We start from the raw sequence: 24,567 nt of genomic DNA, 5'->3' as shown, positions 1-24,567 counted from the left end.
CATGAGCACCAGCGCGATAGACACTTTTAAAAACCTGGGCTTGGCGACCGCCAGCGATAAACCAGCCCAGCAAAAGCAGACTTTGGGCCAAGAGCAGTTTTTGAAATTGCTCACCACGCAATTGACCCATCAAGACCCCATGAAACCGATGGAGAATGGCGAGTTTTTGGGGCAGATGGCGCAATTCAGCACCGTGTCCGGCATCCAGGATTTGCAGGCCTCGTTCAAGGATTTTGCCAATTCGATCAGTTCCGACCAGGCCTTGCAGGCGGCGAGTCTGGTGGGGCGCTATGTCTCGGCGCCCAGTCAGGAGGCCTTGCTGTCGGCCGGCGGAAGCGTAGCGGGGGATTTTGAATTGCCGGTGAGCTCTAACGACGTCAGCGTTCGAATCGTCAATCCGAAAACCGGCGAAGTTATCAGAACCCTGGATTTGGACTCGCAGTCAGCGGGTACCGTGGCGTTCGAATGGGACGGCATGGACCAGAACGGTCAATTCGCCAATCCCGGGGTTTACAAGATAGAAGCCCAGGCCAGTATCGACGGCAAAAACACGCAACTGGCAACCAATATCAAATCCAAGGTGCAGAGTGTGACGATGGGCAGCGGCAGTACGGGATTGCAAGTCAATTTGGCGGGTGTCGGCTCTGTGAAATTCAATCAGCTCAAACAAATTTTATAGATAGGAGGGCGCCATGGCCTTTACGACAGCATTAAGCGGTTTGAACGCCGCATCCAACAATCTGGCGGTGACGGGGAACAATATCGCCAACGCCAACACCACGGGCTTCAAGCGTTCGCGGTCGGAATTCGCCGATGTTTATGCGACGAGTGTGGGAGGGGTAAGTCGCATACAGCCGGGGGCCGGGGTAAGAGTGGCGAATGTGGCCCAGCAATTCAATCAAGGGGTTTTATCCTTCACCGAAAATAATCTGGATTTGGCGATTAGTGGCGAAGGTTTTTTTACGATGGCCAAAAGTCCGACCGAAGTCAACAACTTGTCCTATACACGAAGTGGGGAGTTCAAGCTTGATAAAGAGGGATACTTAGTCAACAACCAGGGCAATGCCTTGCTGGTATATAAGCCGAATGGCACCAAAGTTACCGATGGTTTCAGCATCGGCGTGACTCAGCCGGTGCAAATCAAAACACTGACTGGGCCACCGTTGGCAACCGACAATGTAAAAATCGCAATCAACGTCAATGTTGATGATAAAACACCAGATGATCCTTTTGATTTTACGGATCCCGAAACCTACAACAGTCAGACGTCGGTGACGGTTTACGACTCATTAGGCTCGCCGCATATTCTGACGGCTTATTATGCGAAGAGTGCTACGGCAAACACCTGGAACGTTTATCACTACATGAGCGAACCAGGAGCTCCGGCGAACGTCAAAACACTAGTTCATTCCGGAACCTTGGAGTTTAATTCCAGTGGTCAACTGACTGTGCCGACCGACGGGAAATTCGCCCTGAATCCTTATCCTGTGACGAATGGCGCCGCCTCCGTGACTATCGACTCCATGGATTATACTGGTTCAACTCAGGTTCAGCAGAAATTTAGCGTCAACGAATTGACCCAAAATGGATTACCCGCGGGGCAATTAACCGGTGTCGATATTGACGATGAAGGGGTGATATTCGCCCGTTTCAGCAACGGTGGATCACAAACCGTTGGGAAGGTTGCATTGACTCGGTTTCCTAATGTGAATGGCTTGACCAAGTTGGGTGATACCGCTTGGGCGCAAGGCGCCGACTCCGGTGAACCGATACGCGGCGAGGCGGGGTCGAATAATTTTGGCGGCATTCAGTCTGGCGCGCTGGAAAGTTCAAATGTGGATTTGGCCGCGCAGCTGGTCAATCTAATCGTGGCGCAGCAGCATTACCAGGCCAATGCGCAGACCATCACCACCGAAAATACCATCATGCAAGCGATACTCAACATCTAAATGAAGGGGAGCCGGCATGGACCGTAGCCTATACATCGCGATGAACGGCGCCAAGCAAACCCTGCTGGCGCAAAGCGCGAATGCCAATAATCTGGCGAATACGCAAACCACCGGATTCAAGTCGGATTTCGAACAATTCCGGGCGATGCCGGCCTTCGGTCCTGGCTATCCTTCCCGTGTCTATGCGATGACCGAAAGGCCGGGAACGGATATGTCCACGGGCGGTTTGCAAACCACCGGCAGAGAATTGGATATCGCCATCAATGGCGATGGCTGGTTCGCCGTGCAGGGCAAGGACGGTGGTGAAGCTTATACCCGAGCCGGCGATTTGCGCATTACGCCGGAAGGCTTATTGGAGAATGGGGCGGGTCTCAGGTTTTTGGGCGAAGCGGGACAGCCAATTGCGATACCGCCGGCGCAAAAAGTGGAGATCGGACGGGACGGGACCATTAGCATCATCCCGCAAGGCTCCAACGCGACTACGTTGGTCGTGCTCGACCGCATCAAGCTGGTAAATCCGGGTAACGGCAATCTGGAAAAAGGCAATGACGGCTTGATGCATCTCAAGCAGGCGGGAGCCGCGCCGCCACCCGCCGATGCCAATGTCAATGTCATGCAGGGGATGCTGGAAGGCAGCAACGTCAATGCAATGTCGGCCATGGTCGAGATGATCGAGTTGGCGCGTAACTTTGAATTGCAAACCAAGGTCATGAAAAACGTCGATGACAACGCAGGTGTTACCGCCAAACTGATGCAAATGGCATAAATACTGCTTTACTCCTGATAAGACAAAAAAATGTCACTCAGGAGGTTGTCATGACAGAACGTGCATTATGGGTAGCCAAGACCGGCCTCGATGCCCAGCAAACCCGGATGGCGGTGATTGCCAACAACTTGGCCAACGTCAACACCACGGGCTTCAAAAAAGGCCGTCCCTTATTCGAAGACCTGATTTATCAAAACATACGTCAGGTCGGCTCGCAAACCACGCAAAACACCGAATTGCCTACCGGTTTGCAGCTCGGTACCGGTGTCAGAACCGTGGCGACCGAAAAGCTGCATACTCAGGGGAACATTCAGCAAACCGAAAATTCGCTGGACATCGCGATCAGCGGTCGCGGTTATATCCAGATCCTGATGCCCAATGGCGACATCAATTACACCCGCGATGGCTCCTTGAAGCTGGATTCGACCGGGCAAATCGTTACCGCCGGCGGCTTGACGTTAGAACCCAATATCACCATTCCGCAAGACGCCATCAGTATCAGTATCGGTCGCGACGGCACCGTTAACGTGGTGCAGCCCGGCAGTCCCGAGGCCACCAATGTGGGCCAGATTCAGTTGGCCGATTTCATCAATCCCGCCGGGCTTGATCCCATGGGCGAAAACTTGTTCCGCGAGTCCGTAGCCAGCGGCCCCCCCATCGTCGGTACGCCGGGCGAAGAAGAACTGGGCATCGTGTTGCAAGGCTCGTTGGAAACTTCCAACGTCAATGTGGTGGAGGAACTTGTCAACATGATCGAAACTCAGCGTGCCTATGAAATGAATTCCAAAGCCATATCGACGACGGATGAGATGTTGTCGTTCGTCACCCAACAACTCTGATCTAGGACATTCATCATGAAAGCCTTGGTTTTAATCGGTTTTTTCAGTTCGTTCCTACTGGGCTGCAATACTTTGCCGGCGCGCGACCCGGATTTTGCCCCGGTGCAACCGGCCGATCTGCGTCCGCCGCTGCAGAACAACGGCGCCATCTATCAAAGCGGGTACGACATGCGTCTGTTCGAGGATCATGCCGCCCGCCGCGTCGGCGATATTTTGACGGTGACCTTCGACGAAAACACCGTCGCCAGAAAACAGGCCAACTCAAAGACGGACAAGAACTCGGACGTGCAGATTTCGGGTAGCGCCCCCGCGGTTTTTGGCATACCCACGTCGGATATATTGGGCAGCGATCTGTCCTCTTCGCTGCAGTATTCGGTTGATCGTGCCACGGAAGGCAAGGGTGATGCGCGTCAAATCAGTAATTTGACGGGCGACATCAGTGTAACGGTGGTGGAACTGCTGCCGAATGGCAATATGCGGGTCCGTGGCGAAAAAAGAGTAGCCATGAACGATGGCAATGAATACATCCGACTGTCCGGTATCGTTCGCCCGATCGATATCAATGTAGCCAATACCATCCCGTCTTCCAAGGTGGCCGATGCCACCATTATGTATACCGGCGATGGCGCGTTGGCCGATGCGTCGAAACCAGGCTGGATCTCTCGAATCTTGTCTAGCCCTTGGTTTCCTTTTTAACGTGTAAGCAGGCTTGGTCTCTGACGATCACCGATAGCGGAGAAAGACGATGAAAACAATAATCTTGCTGGCCATGATGCTAATAGCGAATGTCGTGCAGGCCGAGCGGATCAAGGATATTGCCGCGGTTGCCGGTGTGCGCAGCAACCAACTCGTGGGCTACGGTTTGGTCACGGGTTTGGATAAATCCGGCGATAAAACCCGATTCACCGGGCAAGCCTTGCGCAATATGGTAGGTAAACTCGGCATGACGTTGCCGCCCGGCATCGATCCAAAATCCAAAAACGTAGCCTTGGTTAGTGTACATGCAGAATTGCCGCCCTTTGCCAAACCAGGGCAAACCATCGATGTGACGGTTTCTTCGATGGGGGATGCCAAAAGTTTGCGTGGTGGCTCGTTGGTAATGAGCCCGTTGCGCGGCGCGGATGGCAATGTCTATGCGGTGGCGCAAGGTAATCTGGTGGTGGGCGGTTTGAGCGCATCCGGCCAGGATGGCTCAAAAATCACCGTCAACAATCCCTTGGTGGGGAGGATACCGAATGGCGCTACAGTGGAGCGAAGCGTGCCGACTGGTTTCGAGCAAGGCGGCGATTTGGTGTTCAATTTGAACACCCCAGATTTTACGACAGCCAATCGGATGGTTGGGGCAATCAATAAAATGCTGGGTGCGGATACTGCCAGGGCTATCGATGCTACTTCCGTGAGCGTGAGATCTCCGGTCAATCCGGCTCAGAAGGTCGAGTTTACCGCAATGGTCGAGAATATCGAGATAGCGCCGGATGATGCCCCGGCTAAGGTCATCGTCAACTCCAGGACCGGCACTGTCATCATCAACAGCAAGGTCAGGGTGCAACCTTCGGCGGTGTCGCATGGCAGTCTGACCGTGACGATTTCGGAAAACCCGCAAGTCAGTCAGCCGGGCGCCCTGTCGCAAGGCGAGACCGTGGTGACGCCTAAGTCTGAAATTTCGGTTCAGGAAGAGAACAACCACATGTTCGTATTCAACCCAGGCGTGTCATTGGATGAAATCGTGCAGGCCGTCAATAGTGTTGGAGCCGCGCCAAGTGATTTGGTCGCGATTTTGGAAGCCTTGAAATCAGCAGGCGCCTTGCGTGCCGAGTTGATCGTGATTTAGTAACTGATTCGCCGTGCGTTCCCGATTTAGAGGGGGGGGGTTATCATGTTAAACACCGATACTGTATCCGTTTATACAGACTTCAATGGTCTGGCCAAACTGAAACAAGGTGCGCGCGAACAATCGCCGGAGGCGATCAAGGAAGTCGCCAAGCAATTCGAATCCGTGTTTTTGACCATGGTCTTGAAAAGCATGAGGCAGGCCAAATTGAGCGAAGGCATACTGGATAGCAAGCAAAGCGAGTTTTATCGGGACATGTACGACCAGCAAATGGCCGTGGAGTTGGCCGGTAAACCGGGTGTTGGCTTGGCCGATTTGATAGCCAAACAATTGACGCCCAAGCCGAAGAATGACGAGGACGAGAAAATGCAGGCCAGTGATTACCTGAATCGGGCTTTCGGCGTGCATGGCCAAGCCGCCCCGCGTCCAATGAACAAGACTATGAGTGCGGTAAATTCCGAACAGTCGCTGGAAGAGTCTGGCTTGACCAGTTTGCAAGCCGCCTTGGAGCGTATGGAACAAAGTCAGCAAGCGCTCGAGGCCAAATGGCAGGCCATGGAGCAAAGCTCGCGCGCAAGCGGAAGGGCTGTCAACAAACAGATTTTCATGAGCCAGTTGATGCCGCACGCGCAAGAAGCAGCCAGGGAACTGGGGGTCGATGTCAATGTATTACTGGCTCAGGCCGCCCTGGAAACCGGCTGGGGACAATCGGTGATCAAAAATGCCCAAGGCGAAAGTAGTTTTAATCTTTTTAATATCAAGGCCGATAAAAGTTGGCAAGGCAAGCAAACGCGAGTATCGACGCTGGAATATGATGGTGGTGTGGCGAAAAGGGAAATGGCCGGGTTTAGATCTTATGATTCGTACAAAGAAAGTTTTGACGATTATGTCAATTTCATCAAATCGAATCCTCGTTATGGCGAAGCCTTGAAGAAAGCGGATAACGCCGCGCAATATGTACGCGAACTACAAAAAGCGGGTTATGCCACCGACCCTAGATATGCGGAAAAGATCATGAGCATTTACAACAATCAAATCGCCGGTCAAGTACCCGCTGACGCAGGTTAGGAGGCGCTATGTCAATCGGTCTTTTGAATACCGCATTATCTGGATTGGCGGCTTTTCAGCGCTCGCTGGAAACGACCAGCAACAATATCAGTAATGTCAATACGGAAGGCTACAGCCGGCAGCGGGCTGAATTGTCTACCCGGCCCGAGCAGTTCCTGGGCGGTAACTTCGTCGGAACCGGCGTGTCGGTAGCCAATATCGCCCGGAGTTACGATCAATTCATTACCGGGCAGGTGCGTTCCAGCAACTCGGCCTTCGGCGAGGTCGATACCTATCACAGCCTGGCAGCGCAAATCGACAGCATCATTGCGGCCGATAGCACCAGCTTGGCGCCTTCCATGAAAGCGTTTTTCGATGCCGTGCACGAAGTCGCCGACGATCCCTCGTCCATTCCCGCGCGGCAAGTGATGCTGTCGGAAGCAGAGTCGCTGGCGCAAACTTTCAGCACCATGAACGGCCGTTTCGAGCAAATCAGGGATCAGGTCAATGTGGGCTTGGGTGGCATGGTCAGCGATCTCAATTCGTATGCCAAGGAGATTGCCGAACTGAATAACAAAATTGTCGCCGACATTGGCCGGGCTAAAGGGGGGCAATTGCCCAATCAGTTATTGGATCAACGGGACATGTTGTTGAACGACATGGCCAAACTGGTCGACGTATCCGTGGTCAATCAAAAGGATGGTTCCATCAGCGTGTTCATCGGCAAGGGACAACCTTTGGTGTTGAGCGATTATGCCGCGGTATTGTCTGTCCAAAGCTCGGATAGCGATCCGACGCATAAAGAAATATTCATGAATGGACAAAACATATCCAATCAGCTGTCCGGTGGAAGTTTGTATGGAAGCCTGCGCTTCAGGGATGAGGTACTGGATCCTGCGCAGCAGCAACTGGGTTTGTTGGCGACAGGGATGGCTGTGGAATTCAATCGCGTTCACCAGGCGGGATATGATCTGGAGGGGTCGGCAGGTGCGCGTTTTTTTGATTTGGGCTCGCCGGAAATTCCGGTGGTGGCCAAGGTAGCCGATCCAACCGCCACTTTGACCGCTACATTTGCGACATCCGCCTCAGGCCTCAAAGCCAGTGATTATCAGCTTACCATTTCGGCAGTAGGGCCTCCACCGGCTTATACGTTGACTCGGTTGAGTGATAATACGAATGTCACGGCGCCCGCTGATGGATTCAACCTGGCTTTGAGCGGAACTCTAACAGTGGGTGATAGTTTTTTAATCAGGCCTGCTTATGATGCAGCCAAGAATATCAAACTGGCCATTACCGATCCTAAACAAATAGCGGCGGCACAAGGTCGTGTTGATGGCCCGCCGGTGTCCGGTTTGCCGGGCGACAACCGCAATGCCTTGGCCTTGGCGCAACTGGAAAATGCCAGTCTGATGTTCAACGGCACGGCGACTTTTTCCGATGCGTATGGGCAAATAGTTTCCAAAGTGGGCACGCAGACGCGCAACGCCCAAGTGAGTCGTTCGGCACAGGATACGTTGTTGAAACAGGCCACCTCTTCCTGGGAATCGGTTTCTGGCGTCAATCTGGATGAAGAAGCCGCGAATTTAATCAAGTTTCAACAGTCTTATCAGGCAGCGGCACAGGCCATATCGGTGGCCAATACGTTGTTCGATAGTCTGATCGGTGCCGTTCGTTAGGGGAGGTTGTCATGCGTATTTCTACTTCATGGAGTCATCAGCTAGCCGTGAACGCGATGCTGGATCAGCAGGCCAAGCTTAGTGAAACCCAGCTAAAATTGTCATCCAATAAAAAATATCTGACACCCTCCGAAAATCCGGTGGCAGCAACCTCATTGATCGATCTGGAACAAAATATTAAGGAAAGTGAACAATATCAAGTGAATATCGGTGCGGCGAGGCAGCGGTTGGGTTTGGAAGAATCTAGTTTGAGTAATGCCACTGATGCTTTGCAAAGCATTCAAGACTTGGCGCTACGAGGCTTGAATGGTTCTATTTCTCCAGAAAATAGAAAGCAAATTGCCGAGGAAATCGATCTATTAAAGGATCAGTTATTGGGGATTGCCAATACAAAAAATGCCAACGGAGAGTATATTTTTTCCGGTTACAAGACGGATCAAAAGGCTTTTACCCACGATGATTCTGTGCCTCCTGTTTATACCTATCAAGGCGATACCAATCAGCGCAAAATAGAAATTGGTCCTGACCGGCAAGTTGCCGATGGTGATCCGGGTAACGAGGTTTTTGGCAATATACTCCCTGACCCGTTAACTCTCGGTAGTATTGAGAATGTGTTCCAGGCCATCGAAACCTTGTCTGCCGGGCTGAAAAACAATACTCCAGACCCAGCTTCCTTGGGCGATATAAGCAAGGCTTTAGAGCGTTTTTCCACTGTTAGGGCTTCTGTCGGTGCCCGAATGAATGCGCTGGATGTGCAGGAAAACCGGAATGCCGACTACATCTTGGATAACAAAAGCACGGCATCTGAAATTGGTGATCTGGACTATGCCGAAGCCTTGAGTAAATTCAATTTACAAGAGATTGCACTTCAGGCGGCCCAGCAAGCCTATGTCAAAGTGCAAAATCTATCGTTGTTTAATTACATGTAGTTAAAAAATGATCAAAGCTCAATTGAGTCAAATGACCGTACCACTAGCGGTGTCCCAATGGGTGCAGGGAGAAGCTACCAACTTTGATCAATTGCGGGGAAAGGTGGTGCTGGTCGAGGTGTTTCAAGTCAATTGCCCAGGTTGTTTCTTGTATTCTCTGCCGCAGGCCATCGATTTACATCAGCGTTACGCCGAGCAAGGACTGGCAGTGTTGGGCGTTGCCACCGCCTTCGAGGATTTTGATAAAAACAACTTGGTTAATCTACGACTGCTGTTGGAAAAATGCGAGGTGGTTGGCGAGACACGGCGGGCGTTACAGGAGTATGGACAATTGCGGAATGGACTATGGCCGTATCGCATCCCGTTTCCGGTAGCCATGGACTGCTTGCTGAAAGTAGAGGAACCCGTCACCGAGCAAACCGTGGACGATTTCATTCGACAAAAATTGCCGGATATTTCCAGGCAGTCGGCCGATTACCAACAGATCAGGTTGCGTATCAGGGATTATTTGCAAACTTTGGAGTACCGTGCCGAAACCTTCGAGCGTTTTGCGTTGCAAGGTACGCCATCGCATATCCTGGTCGATAAGCAGGGTATTTTGCGCGCGTGCCGGTTTGGAGAATTTTCCGAATTGGAAAGCCTGATCAGGCAATTGCTTGCCGAGTGACGAGGTCATGAAGCGGCTATTCTTTGCCCTTTGGCCGGATGACGATACCCGGCAGCGATTTCAAAAAATCGTTCGCAGTCTGAGAGGGTATGGCAGGCCTGTCTCAGCCATGAATGTGCATGCCACGCTGGTTTTTTTGGGGAACCTGGACGAAGCACAGCAAGCTGCCATGATGCAGGCTGCCGACAATATAGTCGTCGAGCCGATGCGTCTGATGTTTGACCGACTCCAGTATTGGAAAAAGCCCGCCGTGGTTTGTTTGTGCGCGGAGCAATTCGATACGGCGGTATCGAGTTTGGTCGAACAACTCAACGCCGCTGCCATTCAACACGAAATCGAGGTCGACCGGCGGCCTTACACGCCACATGTGACCTTGTTGCGTAAAGCCAAATTCCTACCTGAAATTGCATTTGAACCCATAGGCTGGCAAATCGACGGATTTTGTCTGGTGGAATCCTGTTCTACGCCGGCTGGCGTGGAATATAGGGTGCTGAAGCGCTGGCAGAGCGCTCCAGCCATTACGATTGACGCCAATCAGTCGTGCAGTTTTTTGTCGCGTATCGCCTGGCTCAATTGAAATACCGCCATGGCATAAAGCGGACTATGGTTATAGCGGGTGATGACATAGAAATTATGCAAGCCCAGCCAAAGCTCTTCGCCATCTAGCAAGGGATAGCTCAGTAATTTTGCATTTTCGCTATCGGTAAGTTGTGACGGTGTGGTAATGCCAAGTTTACGCAATTGTCCTATCGACATATCGGGCTTGACGCCTTTGCTCAACGCGCTGCGGTATGCATCGCTGCGAGCGTTGACCCGAAAAGCGATGGCGCCGCCGCGTTGCCAGCCATTGGCTACGAAGTAATTTGCCACGCTGGCGATCGCATCGCTGCTGTTTTGCCAAATGTCGCGTTTATGGTCCAGATCGAAGTCTTTCGCATAGGCCCGGTAGCTGCTGGGCATGAATTGAGACAGCCCCATCGCGCCGGCATAGGAACCCATAGGCTGTAATGGGTCGATATGTTCTTCACGGCTCAATAACAGGAAGTTTTCCAATTCTTTCAAGAAGAATTCGCTACGGGATGGGTAAGCAAAGCCCAGGGTCGCCAAGGCATCGATGACCCGGTATTTGCCGGTAAAGGCGCCGTATTTGGTTTCGACGCCGATGATGGCAATGACGATTTCGGCCGGCACGCCGTATTGTTGTTCGACTGCTCTCAAGGCCGCTTCATTATCGCGCCAGAATTGCACGCCGCCGGCTATGCGCGATTCGGTCATGAATATCTCGCGGTATTGATACCAGGGTTTGGCTTCCGCCGGTTTGGCCATCGCATCCAGAATCGGCTGCTGGATGTTGACCGCTTGAAATAAATGGCGTAGTTCGGTTTCGTTGAAATGATGTTGCTTGACCATCTGGGCGACGAAGCGCTTGAACGAATCGGTTTCGGTAATCGCGGCCGATGCGGCTGGCACAAATAACGACAAAATGAATAGGAGTAAAAGGCGAAATGACATAAGCAGAATTCAAAGTTTATAAAAGACGATAATTTTTGTCGATCAAACCGGTAACAGCTTCCGATGCGTATGTATCGACATCAATATGCCAAAACCCGCCATCAGTGTCACCATCGAGGTGCCGCCGTAGCTGATCAGCGGCAACGGCACCCCAACCACCGGCAAAATTCCGATGACCATGCCGATATTGACGAACACATAGACAAAAAACGTGAAGGCCAGGCTGCCGGCCAATAGGCGGCAATAGGTATCTTGCGCTTGCACGGCGATATAGAAACAGCGGCTGATGACCAGCAAGTACAGGAACAACAGGCCGACGCAGCCGAACAGGCCGAATTCTTCCGCGAACACCGCAAAAATGAAGTCGGTAGAGCTTTCTGGTAAAAAGTCCAGCTTGGCTTGCGTGCTGCCCAGCCAGCCTTTGCCGTTGATGCCGCCGGAACCGATCGCAATCTTGGATTGAATGATGTGGTAGCCCGTTCCCATCGGATCGGCTTCGGGATTGATGAAAGTCAGCACGCGGTTGCGTTGATATTCGCGCATGAAATGCCATAACACCGGTGTCAATGCCGCGAGAATCGAGATGATGCCCAGGATTAGCCACCAGGACAAGCCGGCAAAGAACAGCACGGCCGCGCCAGAGCTGGCAACCAGCAACGAGGTGCCTAGATCCGGTTGTTTGGCGATCAATAATACCGGTATGGCCAATAATATGCCGGCCGCCAACACTTGCTTCGGCTTGGGTGGCAGCGAATGTTCGGATAAATACCACGCCACCATCATCGGGGCGGCAATTTTGGTGAATTCCGACGGTTGAAAGCGAAAAAATCCGAGATCCAGCCAGCGTTGCGCGCCCATGCTGATTTGGCCCATGACGGCAACCGCCAGTAACAGCATCACGCAAGCCACGAAAAAAGCCACGGAAAAAGTTTGAAACCGCCGCGGATTGACGTGCGCCAGAACGATCATCAACAGCATGGCCAAGCCCGTGCGGCTGGCATGGCGCATCAACAAGGCCATGTTTTGGCCGCCGGCACTATACAAAATCACGAAACTCAGCGAACAAATCAAAAGCAGTGTCAAAAACAACGGAATATCGATATGCAACTTGCGCAGCAGATTGCCCAGTAATGACGGCGACTGAAATTGCTCGATGCGCATTTCATTTTTCATGGGTGGCAGCCTTTTTCGGATTCAGATAAGCATCGATGATTTCCCCGGCGATGGGCGCGGCCACCGAGCCGCCATGACCGCCATGTTCGGCGACCACGGCGACAGCAATTTTGGGATCGTGGACGGGGGCAAAGGCAATGAACAAGGCATGGTCGCGCATTTTGAAGTCGATGGCGTCTTCGTTGTATTTTTCTTCCTGTTTGACGGTAAAGACCTGCGCGGTGCCGGTCTTGCCGGCGATCTGATAATTGATGGCTTTGGCCAGGCGGCCAGCCGTGCCGCGATTGCCGTGTACCACGTTGGTCATGGCGTAGATGATGTTGTCCACATATTTCTTGGTCAGCGGAATTCTGGTTTCGGGCGCCAGTTCAGGCGGTGTCGCGTAATCCGGCGTGATGATTTCCTGTACCAGATGTGGCGTAACCACTTTGCCATAATTGGCCAGCGTGGCGGTGGCATGGGCCAGTTGCAGCGGCGTGACTTGCATATAACCCTGACCAATGCCGGTAATCAGGGTTTCGCCAGGATACCAGGGACGGTTGCGGTGGCGTTTTTTCCAGTCTTTTGACGGCATCAGGCCGCTGATTTCGCCGACCAAATCGATGCCGGTTTTTTCGCCGAAACCGAACTGACGCATGAAGTCCGACATGCGGTCTATGCCCAGAGCCAGCGCTAGATCATAAAAATACACGTCGCAGGATTGGGTAATGGCTTCGTTCATGTCGACCATGCCGTGTCCCCACTTTTTCCAGTCGCGGTATTTATGATCCACGTTGGGCAGGCGGTAGTAGCCGGGGCAATACAGACGATGGCCGAAATCGATGACGCCGTATTCCAGCCCGGCCAGGGCGTAAAAGGGCTTGACCGTCGAGCCGGGCGGATATAAACCGCGCAATGCCCGGTTATAAAGCGGTTGATCTGGCGAGTCCTGCAGGGCTTTGTAATCCTTGCTGGAAATCCCGGTCACGAACGGGTTGGGATCGAATCCTGGCCGGCTGGCGAATGCCAGCACGCCGCCGGTTTTGATGTCTATGGCCACCGCCGCGCCGTTATATTCGCTTAAGGCATCGTAAGCGATCTTCTGTAAATCGATGTCCAGGGTCAGATAGATGTTGGAGCCGGCAATGGATTCGACGGTGGCTAGCGTGTTGACCGCGCGTGCCTGGGCATTGGTTTCGATTTCTTCATAACCCGCAGTGCCGAGCAGATGCGATTCGTAGGCTTTTTCGATGCCGTTTTTGCCGATGATGTCGGTGCCGCTGTATTCGGCGGTCGGCAGGGTTTTGAGTTCCTGTTCGTTGATGCGGCCGACGTAGCCCACGACGTGAGCCGCCAGTTCGCCGTAGGGATAATGGCGCACCAGGCGCGCATAGACATCGACCCCCGGAAAATAAGGGCGGACAACGGCGAATTTGGCGACTTCCTCGTCGGACAGATTTTGCAATAAGGGTGTGGTGGTAAACGATTTGTTGCGTTTGCGCTGCTTGTGAAACTGCTCGATCTTTTCGGCGGGAATGTTCAGCAGCGTTTGCAGTTTGGCCAGGGTTTCGTCCAGGTTCTTGATCTGCTCCGGGATGAGTTCCAGGCTGTAGGTCGGCACGTTTTCCGCCAGCATGCGGCCCTGACGGTCGTAGATGATGCCGCGGGTGGGGGGCAATGGCGAAATCTTGACCCGGTTGTCCTTGGACAGGGTGGCGTAATGTTCGTGACCAACAATCTGCAAATAGACCAATCTGATGATCAGGCCCGCGATCATCAAGAGGATCAGCATGAAAGCCGCTACGATGCGGCTCAGAAATACGCGGTTTTCCGCCAGAGGGTCTTTGATGGCGAATTTTCTATCCATGTCTATTCGCTAATGCGTGCTAGAACCCGAATCGTGCGTAAAGCCCAAAAGACGAAGGGCCAGGCAAATGTACCGGAAAGCACGGGGTACCAGAACGACAACGGCAGGCGATTGGCAGCTTGCATGCTCTCCATGCCAAATAGCAGGCTTTGGGAGCACATCAGGCAAAACATTACGAACAAACATTGCTGTACCAGCGGGAATTGGCGTAAGCGTTTGTGTTCGCGTATGCTCAGATAGCTAATCAACGCATAAATCAGTGCGTATTGGCCCAGCAAGTGGCCGGTCAGTACGTCGGTCAGCAAACCAACCCAAAACGCGGTGAATACGCCAAAACGTTGCGGCAAAGCGATACACCAGTAAATCAATACTAGCCCGACCCAGTCCGGATTGAATAAGTCTATATCGGGAAATATCGACATGACTCTCAAGGCCATCGCAGCGGCCATGGTGAACAGGAAGTACGGGAGAGCAAATGGGCTATGGCTGGACATTAGCGTCTTGATTGGTTTCGGATTCGGCCTCTGGCTTTTTACCGTCCAACACCACCGGGGTGGAGTCGCTCCAAACGATCAAAAACTCCCGGCTGGTTTCCAGTTGGGCTTTGGGTGTGGCATAAATGTTGGCAAACGATTTGTCCGGGCGGGTCTCGAATTTATCGACGACCGCGACCGGATAGCCGGCCGGAAAAACGCCGCCCAGGCCAGATGTGACCAATAAGTCGCCCGGCACAATGTCGGCGTTTTTGGCTAAAAAAGGCAGTTGTAGCCGGTTGGGCTGGCCTGTGCCAAAAGCGATCGTGCGTAAACCGTTGCGATTGACCTCCACTGGAATGGCGTGATCGGGATCGGTGATCAGCATGACTTCCGCGCTGGAGGGCAGGGCGCGCACTACTTGTCCGACGACGCCGTTGGCGTCGAGCACGGGTTGCTCGGGATGCACGCCAAAGCGCGTGCCTTTGTTCACCACCACGGTGTGTTCGTAGGGCATCAGTTTTACCGATAACAATTCGGCAATCAAAACTTGTTCGCCGAGTTGAAACGAGTTTTCCAGCAACATGCGCAAACGAATATTTTCTTTTTCCAGGGCGGCCAGTTTCAGCAGCCTGGCATCGTTGATGAGTTGGGTTTCCTTCAGGCGCCGGTTTTCTTTTTGTAGCTCGACATAAGAAACTACCGTCTCGGACATCGATTTGACCGTGTCGACCGGCATGCTGGCGATGACTTGCAGCGGATACGTAAGCATGGACAGCAGCGAGCGCAATGGGTTTAGCTGCTGCGTGCGGAAATCCGTGACCAACAAAGCGATCGCAACCATTACCGCTACCAACAGACGCGTATTCAGCGAAGGACCTTGGGCAAATAAAAGTTTTATGGCAAAACCTCTAATCAGATTGAATCGACGTTGGTGGCGTCTTGAAAAAAGAAGCGCAATATTACCATAGCAAGGAATACGGCAGATGCTGCGGTCAATTTTGGAAAATCATGCGGAAAAGACAATCCAAATCATTGGTTTGTCTTCGAGATAAGGCTGATTTAGTCTTTTAGATCGTAACCCTCATGAAGCCTTTGCTTCGCCCTGACCCATAAAAGCAGCATCTCAGGGGGCGGTTGCTTGCCAGGCAGGATGCCGTGAATATGTCCATGTAGATACTCGACATCACCTCTGCAAATGAAAGTTTTTGGAGCGACGCCCTCGTCGCTCCTACACTGGCTTTCAGAGTAAAGCCTATAAGGTTTATTCGAGAGAAAACGCGGAGGCGCCTCTTTTGTCCAGCATTTCCAATACCATGCCGCCGCCTCTGGCCACGCAGGTCAATGGATCGTCGGCGATGAACACCGGCAGACCGGTTTCTTCCGCGATCAAGCGGTCGATGTCTTTCAGCAATGCGCCGCCGCCCGTCAATACGATACCGCGGCTGGCGACGTCCGCGCCCAATTCAGGCGGGGTTTGTTCCAGCGCGACTTTGACCGCGCTGACGATGCCGGACAAAGGTTCCTGCAGGGCTTCCAGGATTTCGTTGCTATTCAGCGAGAAACTGCGCGGCACACCTTCGGCTAGGTTGCGGCCGGTCACTTGCATTTCACGCACTTCGCTGCCGGGGTAGGCGGCGCCGATTTCGTGCTTGATTTTTTCGGCCGTGGCTTCGCCGATCAGCGTGCCGTAATTGCGGCGCACATAGCTGATGATGGATTCGTCGAAACGGTCGCCGCCGATTCTGACCGACGCCGAATAGACGATGCCGTTCAACGAAATCACCGCCACTTCTGATGTGCCGCCGCCGATGTCCAGTACCATCGAGCCATGTGCCGTATCGACCGGCAGGCCGGCACCGACCGCAGCGGACATGGGTTCTTCGATCAAATAGACTTCGCGTGCGCCGGCCATGGCGGCGGATTCGCGAATCGCCCGACGTTCAACCTGGGTGGAGCCGCAGGGCACGCAGATCAGAATGCGCGGACTGGGGCGCAATAGTTTGTTTTCATGGACTTTTTTGATAAAAAACCGCAGCATGCGTTCGGTGACGGCGAAATCGGCGATCACGCCGTCCTTCAGGGGGCGAATCGCAGTGATGTTGCCTGGCGTGCGGCCCAGCATGCTTTTGGCGTCCGCGCCGATGGCCGCGATGGTTTTCTGGCCGCGAATTTTGTCTTCCTTGATGGCGACGACGGAGGGTTCGTTGAGGACGATGCCTTGGCCTGGAACGTAGATAAGCGTGTTTGCCGTACCTAAATCGATGGATAAATCGTTAGAAAAGAGGCCGCGAATTCGTTTGAACATGATTACACCAAAGCGCACAGAAAATCCCGCTACTTTATCAATCAAGCGGGCAGTTGAGCAAGATATAAAGTATGATATTTGAATTACTTAACATGGAGCTTACAGATGTCGTTGACGGCCAGTGACGTGAAAAAAATCGCCCACCTCGCCAGGTTGGGTATTGACGAACAGCAAATAGGCGGGTACGCCAGTGATTTGTCTAACATCTTGGATTTGATGACGCAAATGGGGCAGACCGACACTACCGGTGTGCTACCCATGGCTCACCCGCTCGATCAAATGCAACGCTTACGTGAAGATGTCGTCACGGAAAATGATCAGCGCGATCACTTTCAGGCTATTGCCCCGCAAACCGAAGCTGGATTGTATCTGGTTCCCAAAGTCATCGAATAAGAACGAATATGCATAACCTTACCTTGAGTGAGCTGGCAGCCGGGCTGCGCAGTAAAGAATTTTCCAGCGTGGAGTTGACACAGGCGTTTCTGAATCGTGTACGTCAGCACCAGGATTTGAACGCCTTCATCACGGTCAGCGAGGAGGGCGCTCTGCAACAAGCGCAAGCGGCGGATCAGAGATTGTCTGCAGGCGATGCTTCGGCCTTGACCGGCATCCCTATTGCGCAGAAGGATATTTTCTGCACCCTGGGTACCAAAACCAGCTGCGGCTCGAAAATGCTGGACAATTTCATCGCCCCCTACGATGCTACGGTCGTCGACAAATTCAACCGGGCCGGCGCGGTGATGCTGGGCAAATTGAACATGGACGAATTCGCGATGGGGTCTTCCAACGAGACCAGCTATTACGGCCCGGCCCGCAACCCCTGGAATGCGGATTGCGTGCCCGGCGGTTCCTCCGGCGGCTCGGCTGTCGCCGTGGCGGCGCGTCTGGCGCCGGCCGTGACCGGCACCGATACCGGTGGCTCGATTCGCCAGCCGGCGGCGTTTTGCGGCATCACCGGCTTGAAACCGACCTATGGCCGGGTTTCGCGCTACGGCATGATCGCCTATGCCTCCAGTCTGGATCAAGGCGGGCCGATGGCGCGTAGCGCCGAAGATGCGGCTTTGTTGCTGCAGGTCATGGCGGGTTTCGATCCCAAAGACTCGACCAGCGTCGATCAGCCCATTCCGGATTACAGCGCCAGTTTGAACGATGACTTGCAGGGCCTCAAAATCGGCTTGCCCAAGGAATTTTTTAGCGGCGAGTTGGACGGCCACATCGGCGCCGTGATTCAAGCTGCCGTAGCCGAATTCGAAAAATTGGGCGCCCAGGTCAAGGAAGTGTCGATGCCGAATCTGAAACTGGCGATTCCGGCTTATTACGTGATCGCTTCGGCCGAATGTTCGTCCAACCTGTCGCGTTACGACGGTGTGCGCTTCGGTTACCGCTGCGAAAATCCGGCCGATCTGACCGATCTTTACACGCGCTCACGCGGCGAGGCCTTCGGCGCCGAAGTCAAACGCCGCATCCTGATGGGCACCTATGCGCTGTCGGCCGGTTATTACGATGCCTATTATTTGAAAGCGCAGCAAGCGCGCCGGCTGATCAGCGACGACTTCAAACGCGCTTTGGCGGAAGTCGACGTGCTGATGGGGCCCGTAACGCCGGACACCGCGTTCCGCATCGGTGCAAAAACCAGCGATCCGGTACAGATGTATCTGGAAGATATTTACACGATTGCGATCAACTTGGCGGGGCTGCCGGCGCTGGCCATCCCGGCCGGTTTCGTCGGCGGTTTGCCGGTTGGTATGCAGGTGATAGGTAATTACTTTGGCGAAGCCAAGTTACTGAACATCGGCCATCGTTACCAGCAGGTCACCGATTGGCATCAACAAATACCCCAAGGCTTTGAATAGCGGGAGGCAACATGGCGCCGATCACGCAACTGTCGCAACTCGATCCCAATGGTACTTACAGCTATGCTGATTACTTGACCTGGCGGCTCGAAGAATCGGTCGAGCTGATCAAAGGCAAGATCATGGCGATGTCGCCGGCGCCGAGCAGGAGGCATCAAACTGTCGCCGGTAACTTGTTTTTGAGTCTGGGCAGTCACTTTAAACACAAGCAATGTAATGTCTACTTTGCCCCCTTCGATGTCAAACTCTACGACCGTCGCAAATCCTTGCGCAAAGACCGCGAAGTTTTCAGCGTCGTCCAGCCGGATTTATGCGTGATCTGCGACAAGGAAAAACTCACCGGACAAGGCTGCGACGGCGCGCCGGATTGGATTATCGAGATTCTTTCTCCCGGCAATAGCCGTAAGGAAGTTCGTCTGAAATACGATTTGTATCAGGAAAGCGGCGTGACCGAATATTGGCTGGTGTTTCCTTATGAACAAATCGTGCAGCAGTTTGTGCTCGACGAGAACGGTAAATATCAATTACACGCTTTGTACCCCGGAAACGAAATTGTCGCCCCGTATTTATTCCCCGAACTGCAAATCGATTTAAATGACGTTTTTGCCGAATAAGCTTTAAAGGAAATCATCAATGAACTCAGAATGGGAAGCCGTCATCGGCCTGGAAATCCATACCCAGTTATCCACCAAATCCAAAATCTTTTCCGGCGCATCCACCGCCTACGGCGCCGAACCCAACACCCAGGCCTGCGCGGTCGATTTGGGCTTGCCCGGCGTATTGCCGGTCTTGAACAAAGACGCCGTGCGCAAGGCCGTGACCTTCGGTCTGGCGATCGATGCCCAGATCGCGCCGTACTCGGTGTTCGCCCGCAAGAACTACTTTTATCCGGATTTGCCCAAGGGCTATCAGATCAGCCAGTACGAACTGCCCATCGTCGGCAACGGCCATCTGGACATCGAAGTCGATGGCGTGACCAAACGTGTCGGCATCACCCGCGCCCATCTGGAAGAAGACGCCGGCAAATCGCTGCACGAAGATTTTCACGGCCTGACCGGCATCGACCTGAACCGGGCCGGCACGCCGCTGCTGGAAATCGTTTCTGAACCCGACATGCGTTCGGCCAAGGAAGCGGTCGCCTACATGCGCAAGCTGCACGAACTGGTACGCTATCTGGAGATTTGCGACGGCAACATGCAGGAAGGTTCTTTCCGCTGTGACGCCAACGTCTCGGTGCGCCCCAAAGGCCAGCAAGAATTTGGCACCCGCACCGAAATCAAGAACATCAACTCCTTCCGCTTCGTCGAAAAAGCCATCAACTACGAGATCGAGCGACATATCGACATCCTGGAGAACAAGGGCAAGATCGTGCAGGAAACAAGGCTGTACGACGCCAATAAAGATGAAACCCGTTCGATGCGCAGCAAGGAAGAAGCCAACGACTACCGCTATTTCCCCGATCCGGACTTGCTGCCGGTCGAAATCGAAGAAGCCTTGAAACAAGAAATCCGCGCGACATTGCCGGAATTGCCGGATGCGAAGAAGCGCCGCTTCATCGAACAATACGGCATGGATGGCGAAAGCGCCGCGACCTTGACCTCGTCGCGCGAACTGGCCGACTTTTACGAAAAAGTCGTCGCGGAAACCGGCGGCGAAGCCAAACTAGCGGCCAATTGGATGACCGGTGACGTGCTCGGCGCGCTGAACAAAGCCGGTCTCGAAATCGGCGATTGCCCGGTCGATGCGGCCCGTCTGGCTGGGCTTTTGAAACGCATCGCCGACAACACCATCTCAGGCAAAATTGCCAAGCAGGTATTCGACAAGCTGTGGAACGGCAGCGCGACGGCGGATGAAATCATCGAAACCGAAGGTCTTAAACAAATCACCGATACCGGCGCCATCGAAGCCATCGTCGACGAAGTGATCGCCGCCAATCCCGTGCCGGTCGAGCAATACCTGTCCGGTAAAGACAAGGCGCTGATGGCCTTGGTCGGCCAGGTCATGAAGGCGTCTCAAGGTAAGGCGAATCCTGGGGAAGTGAACAAAATGCTTGTCGCGAAGTTGAAGGGTTAATTGCAATGGGGTACAAATCGTTTGTACCCTAGTCGCTACGAATTTTTTGAGGGTTTTATTGCCATGGCGATTGACTACCGTGACATTATCACTTTGGAGCCCGGAAAAAGGGGAGGCAAACCCTGCATTCGAGGGCTCAGAATTACCGTTTACGATGTATTGGGATGGTTGGCCGATGGCATGACTGAAGCCGAGATATTGGAGGATTTTCCGGAATTGGAAGAGAAGGATATCAGGGCCTGTTTGGCGTTTGCCGGCAACTAACTTTATCGAGCTCATAGTTTTTGAGTCGCTATCGCGACGGATGTATTTAAAGTCGGTTCTCGGACCGACAGCCGAGGTACTTTTCTTTGCTTGTCCAAAGAAAAGTACCCAAAAGAAACGACACCCGGATGCCGCGTTAATCCTGCGCTCCTCAGGTTTGAGCGGGGTTTTCCGAAGGGGCTTCCCAGCCCCTACGTAAAACGCGATGCATCCCTGCATCGCCCCTAACGGGCTAGTCCGCTCAAACCCTCCGGTGCTCGGCGCGGCATAACGGGAGGAAAACCCATCGTAAATTTTGAACCTTTTAGATAATTGTGAGGTTTGTAGGGTGCACGCCGATAGGCGATCCACCAATTGTCATAGTGGCGATCATTCGGCGGAACACCTATCGGCTTCCGCCTTACGGCCTTATTGAGATAGGTAGGCCGGAATAAGCCGTTAGGCGTTTCCTGCATAAATTGTGTCACTATCGCGACGATATTTTAAAGTCGGTTCTCGGACCGACAGCCGAGAACCTTTTCTTTGCTTGTCCAAAGAAAAGGTCCCAAAAGAAATGACACCCGGATGCCGCGTTGATCCTGCGCGCCGAAGGATTTAAACGGGGTTTTCCGAAGGGGCTTCCCAGCCCCTACGTAAAACGCGATGCATCCCTGCATCGCCCCTAACGGGCTAGTCCGTTCAAACCCTCCGGTGCTCGGCGCGGCATAACGGGAGGAAAACCGATCGTGGATGTAGGCTGGGTCGAATAACAATGAAGCCCAGTGATGCTAGATTTAAAGCTGGGTTTCGCTTTGCTCTACCCAGCCTACCGGCTCAGCCCATTTAACGCGTTTATGGACAACACATGATTGATAGCATTTTCGAGAAATACCGGATTCCTGCTGAATTACCCAAAGACCCGCTTGGTACGTTGTACTTTATTCTTCGTAAAGCTGAACTGGCTAAAAACTTGACCAGCAACGAATGGGACTGGCTTGATTCTCAAAAACTTGATGACACGATTTCGCTCATTAAGACCCAAGAAGAAAATCGGAAAATTATCGAAACTTACAGGGTCGCAATTGCAGAAACCGTTCGGAATGATTTGGCATCACTTCGTCATAATCGATTCGTACGATCGCATGTCTTAACTGTTCCAACGCCAGAGTCCGAGCGGGCTTTGGTATTCTTTAAAGTCCATAACCGAGAGGTCTTGGAAGAAAATGAATTAGCATTGATCGATAAGGGCTATAAGCTTTTCCTATCGTTCATCAGAGTCAAGGAAAAATTTGGTATTACCGAAGATATTTCGTTTGATCAAAATTCTGTCAAGCGCTTGAATAAAATCACTTTGGAGCAGTCCTTGTCGGTAATCGACTATTTATGGATTGTTCAGAACAGGGTCTTTTCAGTATTTCACTACGTAGAGCCGCGTGCCAAGTCATTATTTAGTCGATATCAATGCAATGCCTCCGAATTAGCAGTAGAGGATTTTTTCCAGTTATGTTTGATCCTGCAAAAACTTGAGGAAGGTTCAGTACCAGCGGAAATCGAACAAGAGTTTTTAGTCAAATATCAGTGCATTTCGGCATTGGAATCAGCTCAAAGACTCGAATTTATCGCCCTCAAAAAGCAGTTTCGCGCAACCCAATTTGCATCGGATGACCCAAGCCAACACTTGTTTAAAGTCTTGCGAAAGCTTCGCGATGAAAAACCGTTGACTGAACCGGATATCAACTATTTAAAAAAGCGAAAGCTGATCGAGACGCTCAAGTTTATCTATAAACCAAAAGCAGACGCGCTAACCAGCAAAGTCAAACAAGGCCATGGCTTAACCGACGATGACATTGTTTGGTGTAAGGAACACAATTTTGAAGAGATCATTTTTCTGTCTTTAAAGATTGATTACCAAGTCCGCCAGCGTAACGACAGCATTGAAAGCCCACTGTATTCGATACTCGTCAAACTAAATGCCAGTCAGCGACTGTCTGGCCAGGAGGTGGCTTGGCTCGAAACGGAAGAGCTATTCCGTCCGAATACCCAAATATTTGTCACTTATCATCGTCTCGAAGCGTTGCATGCTGAAGCCGAATTCAAGCGAACAAAAGGCTTTTGGAATATCGTTAATGCCAGTGCTGATTGGCGCAAGGCCAACCAACCTGAGTCGGCCTTAAAATTGACCAATAACCAGCAACAACTGCGTTCGTTGAAAGAAGCTAAATTAAGGTCTGCGTTGTTCACCACTCGTGGCGGCGCATTACGCGATCTTGATCGGCTGAGCGAAGCCGAACAGTGTGCTCTGGAAGCGATCAATCATTATCCGAATAGCCATAACCCATACACTTTGATGGGCGCGCTCTGTTATGACACGGGGCGTTACGGAGAAGGTGACGAATGGTTCGAAAAGGCTATCGAACGCGGCGCTAAACCCAACGATCAAGATTCTGAGATCAAGCGCATTCTGCAGAAGAAAAAAGGAAAAGAACGCCAGGAGATCATTCAGCATTTGTTGGCAAAAGATCATAGGCGTTTTGCGTGGGTCAAACGGTATGCACAAAAATAGGTCGCGAGTGTACCGAAGCAAATAGCCAGCGTTGTTTTTCATGCTTATGCAACCCGGCAGGCGTAAGCTGATTGGTGAATTTATGCAAATTAGCTTTGGCTCCGTGACGGCTATCTCCCGTTATGCCGCGCCGAGTACCGGAGGGTTTGAGCGGATTAGCCCGATAGGGGCGATGCAGGGATGCATCGCGTTTTACGTAGGGGCTGGGAAGCCCCTTCGGAAAACCCCGCTCAAACCTGAGGAGCGCAGGATTAACGCGGCATCCGGGTGTCGTTTCTTTTGGGTACTTTTCTTTGGACAAGCAAAGAAAAGTACCTCGGCTGTCGGTCCGAGAACCGACTTTAAATACATCCGTCGCGATAGCGACTCAACGCTCCCCCAAAATATAAATAAATCTCCCTCCCAATTGCACTAAACCCCAAAATTACCGAAAATCCCTCAAAACAGGAGATCACATGAAGCTAAAACAACTTTTGATATTGGGATTGGCGGCGATTTTGGCGGGCTGTGACCACGGCTACGAAGGGGAATATACCGAGCAAGTCGGATCTTCTGTCGAAATATTGAACACCTTTGCCCAAGTCGCGGGTAGCAAAACCGTTTACATAGGCCCCGATTACATCGATTCGGATGGCATTCGCACCGACTACCAAGACATTTTCGTGCGCGAGTCGGGCAGCCAGAAATACCTGGTCCTGAAAAAACAAGACGATTCTGAAGAAGCCTGGAAGATCAAAGACGACGATACCTTGATCAAGGGCGACGGCTTGGTTTCCATTACGCTGAAACGCATGCAAAAACCAGCGCAATAGACTTTCA

General features: G+C 52.5%; 24 protein-coding genes. 18 read left to right on the top strand and 6 right to left on the bottom strand.

Going from position 1 to position 24,567, the window contains the following annotated elements:
- The first annotated feature begins 1 nt into the window (after nt 1).
- Genes NM686_RS16835 through thpR form a run of 11 tightly spaced genes read left to right on the top strand, consistent with a single transcriptional unit; the run spans nt 2 to nt 10,281 of the window.
- Nucleotides 2-679 (top strand): flagellar hook assembly protein FlgD, encoded by a 678-nt coding sequence (locus tag NM686_RS16835; protein ID WP_255189010.1) that lies wholly within the window; start codon nt 2-4, stop codon nt 677-679.
- A 13-nt stretch (nt 680-692) separates the two neighbouring features.
- Nucleotides 693-1,949, top strand: a complete 1,257-nt coding sequence (gene flgE, locus NM686_RS16830; RefSeq protein WP_255189009.1) for a flagellar hook protein FlgE — start codon at nt 693-695, stop codon at nt 1,947-1,949.
- 16 nt (nt 1,950-1,965) lie between these two features.
- Complete coding sequence (flgF, locus tag NM686_RS16825) at nt 1,966-2,715, top strand: flagellar basal-body rod protein FlgF (protein ID WP_255189008.1); 750 nt, start codon at nt 1,966-1,968, stop codon at nt 2,713-2,715.
- 50 nt (nt 2,716-2,765) lie between these two features.
- Entirely contained in the window at nt 2,766-3,554 is a 789-nt protein-coding gene (flgG, locus tag NM686_RS16820) for a flagellar basal-body rod protein FlgG (protein WP_255189007.1), read from the top strand.
- 15 nt (nt 3,555-3,569) lie between these two features.
- Entirely contained in the window at nt 3,570-4,250 is a 681-nt protein-coding gene (locus NM686_RS16815; protein ID WP_255189006.1) for a flagellar basal body L-ring protein FlgH, read from the top strand.
- Between the two features lie 49 nt (nt 4,251-4,299).
- On the top strand, nt 4,300-5,385 hold the full coding sequence (locus tag NM686_RS16810) for a flagellar basal body P-ring protein FlgI (RefSeq protein WP_255189005.1): 1,086 nt from the start codon (nt 4,300-4,302) through the stop codon (nt 5,383-5,385).
- 45 nt (nt 5,386-5,430) lie between these two features.
- Nucleotides 5,431-6,453 (top strand): flagellar assembly peptidoglycan hydrolase FlgJ, encoded by a 1,023-nt coding sequence (gene flgJ, locus NM686_RS16805; RefSeq protein WP_255189004.1) that lies wholly within the window; start codon nt 5,431-5,433, stop codon nt 6,451-6,453.
- Between the two features lie 8 nt (nt 6,454-6,461).
- Nucleotides 6,462-8,108: a flagellar hook-associated protein FlgK gene (gene flgK / locus NM686_RS16800; RefSeq protein ID WP_255189003.1), complete on the top strand. Its 1,647-nt coding sequence runs from the start codon at nt 6,462-6,464 to the stop codon at nt 8,106-8,108.
- An 11-nt stretch (nt 8,109-8,119) separates the two neighbouring features.
- A complete protein-coding gene (gene flgL / locus NM686_RS16795) occupies nt 8,120-9,037 on the top strand; it encodes a flagellar hook-associated protein FlgL (RefSeq protein ID WP_255189002.1) in 918 nt (305 codons plus the stop codon).
- A gap of 31 nt (nt 9,038-9,068) precedes the next feature.
- Nucleotides 9,069-9,704, top strand: coding sequence for a thioredoxin domain-containing protein (locus tag NM686_RS16790; RefSeq protein WP_255189001.1), 636 nt, complete (start codon nt 9,069-9,071; stop codon nt 9,702-9,704).
- Between the two features lie 7 nt (nt 9,705-9,711).
- Nucleotides 9,712-10,281 carry an RNA 2',3'-cyclic phosphodiesterase gene (gene thpR / locus NM686_RS16785; protein WP_255189000.1) on the top strand — a complete coding sequence of 190 codons (570 nt, stop codon included), beginning with the start codon at nt 9,712-9,714 and terminating at the stop codon, nt 10,279-10,281.
- On the opposite strand, the gene mltB is transcribed toward thpR, so the two are convergent.
- The 6 genes from mltB to NM686_RS16755 all read right to left on the bottom strand — a co-directional run bounded on the left by mltB (nt 10,239) and on the right by NM686_RS16755 (nt 17,016).
- A complete protein-coding gene (gene mltB / locus NM686_RS16780) occupies nt 10,239-11,216 on the bottom strand; it encodes a lytic murein transglycosylase B (RefSeq protein WP_269021869.1) in 978 nt (325 codons plus the stop codon). The two genes, thpR and mltB, sit on opposite strands and share 43 nt — an antisense overlap.
- 42 nt (nt 11,217-11,258) lie before the next feature.
- Nucleotides 11,259-12,389, bottom strand: coding sequence for a rod shape-determining protein RodA (gene rodA / locus NM686_RS16775; RefSeq protein ID WP_255188998.1), 1,131 nt, complete (start codon nt 12,387-12,389; stop codon nt 11,259-11,261).
- Entirely contained in the window at nt 12,379-14,235 is a 1,857-nt protein-coding gene (gene mrdA, locus NM686_RS16770) for a penicillin-binding protein 2 (RefSeq protein ID WP_255188997.1), read from the bottom strand. The genes rodA and mrdA overlap by 11 nt, the downstream gene beginning before the upstream one ends.
- 2 nt (nt 14,236-14,237) lie before the next feature.
- Nucleotides 14,238-14,729 (bottom strand): rod shape-determining protein MreD, encoded by a 492-nt coding sequence (gene mreD / locus NM686_RS16765; RefSeq protein ID WP_255188996.1) that lies wholly within the window; start codon nt 14,727-14,729, stop codon nt 14,238-14,240.
- Nucleotides 14,716-15,609 carry a rod shape-determining protein MreC gene (gene mreC, locus NM686_RS16760; protein WP_255190441.1) on the bottom strand — a complete coding sequence of 298 codons (894 nt, stop codon included), beginning with the start codon at nt 15,607-15,609 and terminating at the stop codon, nt 14,716-14,718. Before mreC ends, mreD begins: the two co-directional genes overlap by 14 nt.
- Nucleotides 15,610-15,972: 363 nt before the next feature.
- Nucleotides 15,973-17,016: a rod shape-determining protein gene (locus NM686_RS16755; protein WP_255188995.1), complete on the bottom strand. Its 1,044-nt coding sequence runs from the start codon at nt 17,014-17,016 to the stop codon at nt 15,973-15,975.
- A gap of 105 nt (nt 17,017-17,121) precedes the next feature.
- Between NM686_RS16755 and gatC the strand changes: the two genes are divergently transcribed.
- The 7 genes from gatC to NM686_RS16720 all read left to right on the top strand — a co-directional run bounded on the left by gatC (nt 17,122) and on the right by NM686_RS16720 (nt 24,560).
- A complete protein-coding gene (gene gatC / locus NM686_RS16750) occupies nt 17,122-17,409 on the top strand; it encodes an Asp-tRNA(Asn)/Glu-tRNA(Gln) amidotransferase subunit GatC (RefSeq protein WP_255188994.1) in 288 nt (95 codons plus the stop codon).
- 8 nt (nt 17,410-17,417) lie between these two features.
- The gene (gatA, locus tag NM686_RS16745; protein WP_255188993.1) at nt 17,418-18,869 is read left to right on the top strand and encodes an Asp-tRNA(Asn)/Glu-tRNA(Gln) amidotransferase subunit GatA; all 1,452 of its coding nucleotides are present in this window, start codon (nt 17,418-17,420) and stop codon (nt 18,867-18,869) included.
- 11 nt (nt 18,870-18,880) lie between these two features.
- A complete protein-coding gene (locus NM686_RS16740) occupies nt 18,881-19,483 on the top strand; it encodes a Uma2 family endonuclease (RefSeq protein ID WP_255188992.1) in 603 nt (200 codons plus the stop codon).
- Between the two features lie 19 nt (nt 19,484-19,502).
- Complete coding sequence (gatB, locus tag NM686_RS16735) at nt 19,503-20,942, top strand: Asp-tRNA(Asn)/Glu-tRNA(Gln) amidotransferase subunit GatB (RefSeq protein WP_255188991.1); 1,440 nt, start codon at nt 19,503-19,505, stop codon at nt 20,940-20,942.
- A 63-nt stretch (nt 20,943-21,005) separates the two neighbouring features.
- Nucleotides 21,006-21,206, top strand: a complete 201-nt coding sequence (locus NM686_RS16730) for a DUF433 domain-containing protein (protein ID WP_269021868.1) — start codon at nt 21,006-21,008, stop codon at nt 21,204-21,206.
- A gap of 844 nt (nt 21,207-22,050) precedes the next feature.
- Entirely contained in the window at nt 22,051-23,748 is a 1,698-nt protein-coding gene (locus NM686_RS16725) for an O-fucosyltransferase family protein (RefSeq protein ID WP_255188990.1), read from the top strand.
- A gap of 455 nt (nt 23,749-24,203) precedes the next feature.
- The gene (locus NM686_RS16720; protein WP_255188989.1) at nt 24,204-24,560 is read left to right on the top strand and encodes a hypothetical protein; all 357 of its coding nucleotides are present in this window, start codon (nt 24,204-24,206) and stop codon (nt 24,558-24,560) included.
- Nucleotides 24,561-24,567 lie beyond the last annotated feature (7 nt).

It is taken from the genome of Methylomonas rapida (assembly GCF_024360925.2).
GTDB classification, from domain to species: Bacteria; Pseudomonadota; Gammaproteobacteria; order Methylococcales; family Methylomonadaceae; genus Methylomonas; species Methylomonas rapida.
The sequence above is the reverse complement of the archived record's forward strand: the minus strand, read 5'-3'. Positions and strand labels throughout refer to the sequence as shown.

Bases quoted from the DNA above. Each gene is read 5' to 3' on its own strand.
- flgE (WP_255189009.1), top strand. From the start codon at position 693: ATGGCCTTTACGACAGCATTAAGCGGTTTGAACGCCGCATCCAACAAT.
- mrdA (WP_255188997.1), bottom strand. From the start codon at position 14,235: ATGGATAGAAAATTCGCCATCAAAGACCCTCTGGCGGAAAACCGCGTA.
- NM686_RS16815 (WP_255189006.1), top strand. From the start codon at position 3,570: ATGAAAGCCTTGGTTTTAATCGGTTTTTTCAGTTCGTTCCTACTGGGC.
- gatB (WP_255188991.1), top strand. From the start codon at position 19,503: ATGAACTCAGAATGGGAAGCCGTCATCGGCCTGGAAATCCATACCCAG.
- thpR (WP_255189000.1), top strand. From the start codon at position 9,712: ATGAAGCGGCTATTCTTTGCCCTTTGGCCGGATGACGATACCCGGCAG.
- NM686_RS16740 (WP_255188992.1), top strand. From the start codon at position 18,881: ATGGCGCCGATCACGCAACTGTCGCAACTCGATCCCAATGGTACTTAC.
- NM686_RS16790 (WP_255189001.1), top strand. From the start codon at position 9,069: ATGACCGTACCACTAGCGGTGTCCCAATGGGTGCAGGGAGAAGCTACC.
- flgF (WP_255189008.1), top strand. From the start codon at position 1,966: ATGGACCGTAGCCTATACATCGCGATGAACGGCGCCAAGCAAACCCTG.
- NM686_RS16810 (WP_255189005.1), top strand. From the start codon at position 4,300: ATGAAAACAATAATCTTGCTGGCCATGATGCTAATAGCGAATGTCGTG.
- mreD (WP_255188996.1), bottom strand. From the start codon at position 14,729: ATGTCCAGCCATAGCCCATTTGCTCTCCCGTACTTCCTGTTCACCATG.
- NM686_RS16720 (WP_255188989.1), top strand. From the start codon at position 24,204: ATGAAGCTAAAACAACTTTTGATATTGGGATTGGCGGCGATTTTGGCG.
- gatC (WP_255188994.1), top strand. From the start codon at position 17,122: ATGTCGTTGACGGCCAGTGACGTGAAAAAAATCGCCCACCTCGCCAGG.
- flgJ (WP_255189004.1), top strand. From the start codon at position 5,431: ATGTTAAACACCGATACTGTATCCGTTTATACAGACTTCAATGGTCTG.
- NM686_RS16725 (WP_255188990.1), top strand. From the start codon at position 22,051: ATGATTGATAGCATTTTCGAGAAATACCGGATTCCTGCTGAATTACCC.
- flgG (WP_255189007.1), top strand. From the start codon at position 2,766: ATGACAGAACGTGCATTATGGGTAGCCAAGACCGGCCTCGATGCCCAG.
- NM686_RS16835 (WP_255189010.1), top strand. From the start codon at position 2: ATGAGCACCAGCGCGATAGACACTTTTAAAAACCTGGGCTTGGCGACC.
- flgK (WP_255189003.1), top strand. From the start codon at position 6,462: ATGTCAATCGGTCTTTTGAATACCGCATTATCTGGATTGGCGGCTTTT.
- flgL (WP_255189002.1), top strand. From the start codon at position 8,120: ATGCGTATTTCTACTTCATGGAGTCATCAGCTAGCCGTGAACGCGATG.
- NM686_RS16730 (WP_269021868.1), top strand. From the start codon at position 21,006: ATGGCGATTGACTACCGTGACATTATCACTTTGGAGCCCGGAAAAAGG.
- mltB (WP_269021869.1), bottom strand. From the start codon at position 11,216: ATGTCATTTCGCCTTTTACTCCTATTCATTTTGTCGTTATTTGTGCCA.
- NM686_RS16755 (WP_255188995.1), bottom strand. From the start codon at position 17,016: ATGTTCAAACGAATTCGCGGCCTCTTTTCTAACGATTTATCCATCGAT.
- rodA (WP_255188998.1), bottom strand. From the start codon at position 12,389: ATGAAAAATGAAATGCGCATCGAGCAATTTCAGTCGCCGTCATTACTG.
- gatA (WP_255188993.1), top strand. From the start codon at position 17,418: ATGCATAACCTTACCTTGAGTGAGCTGGCAGCCGGGCTGCGCAGTAAA.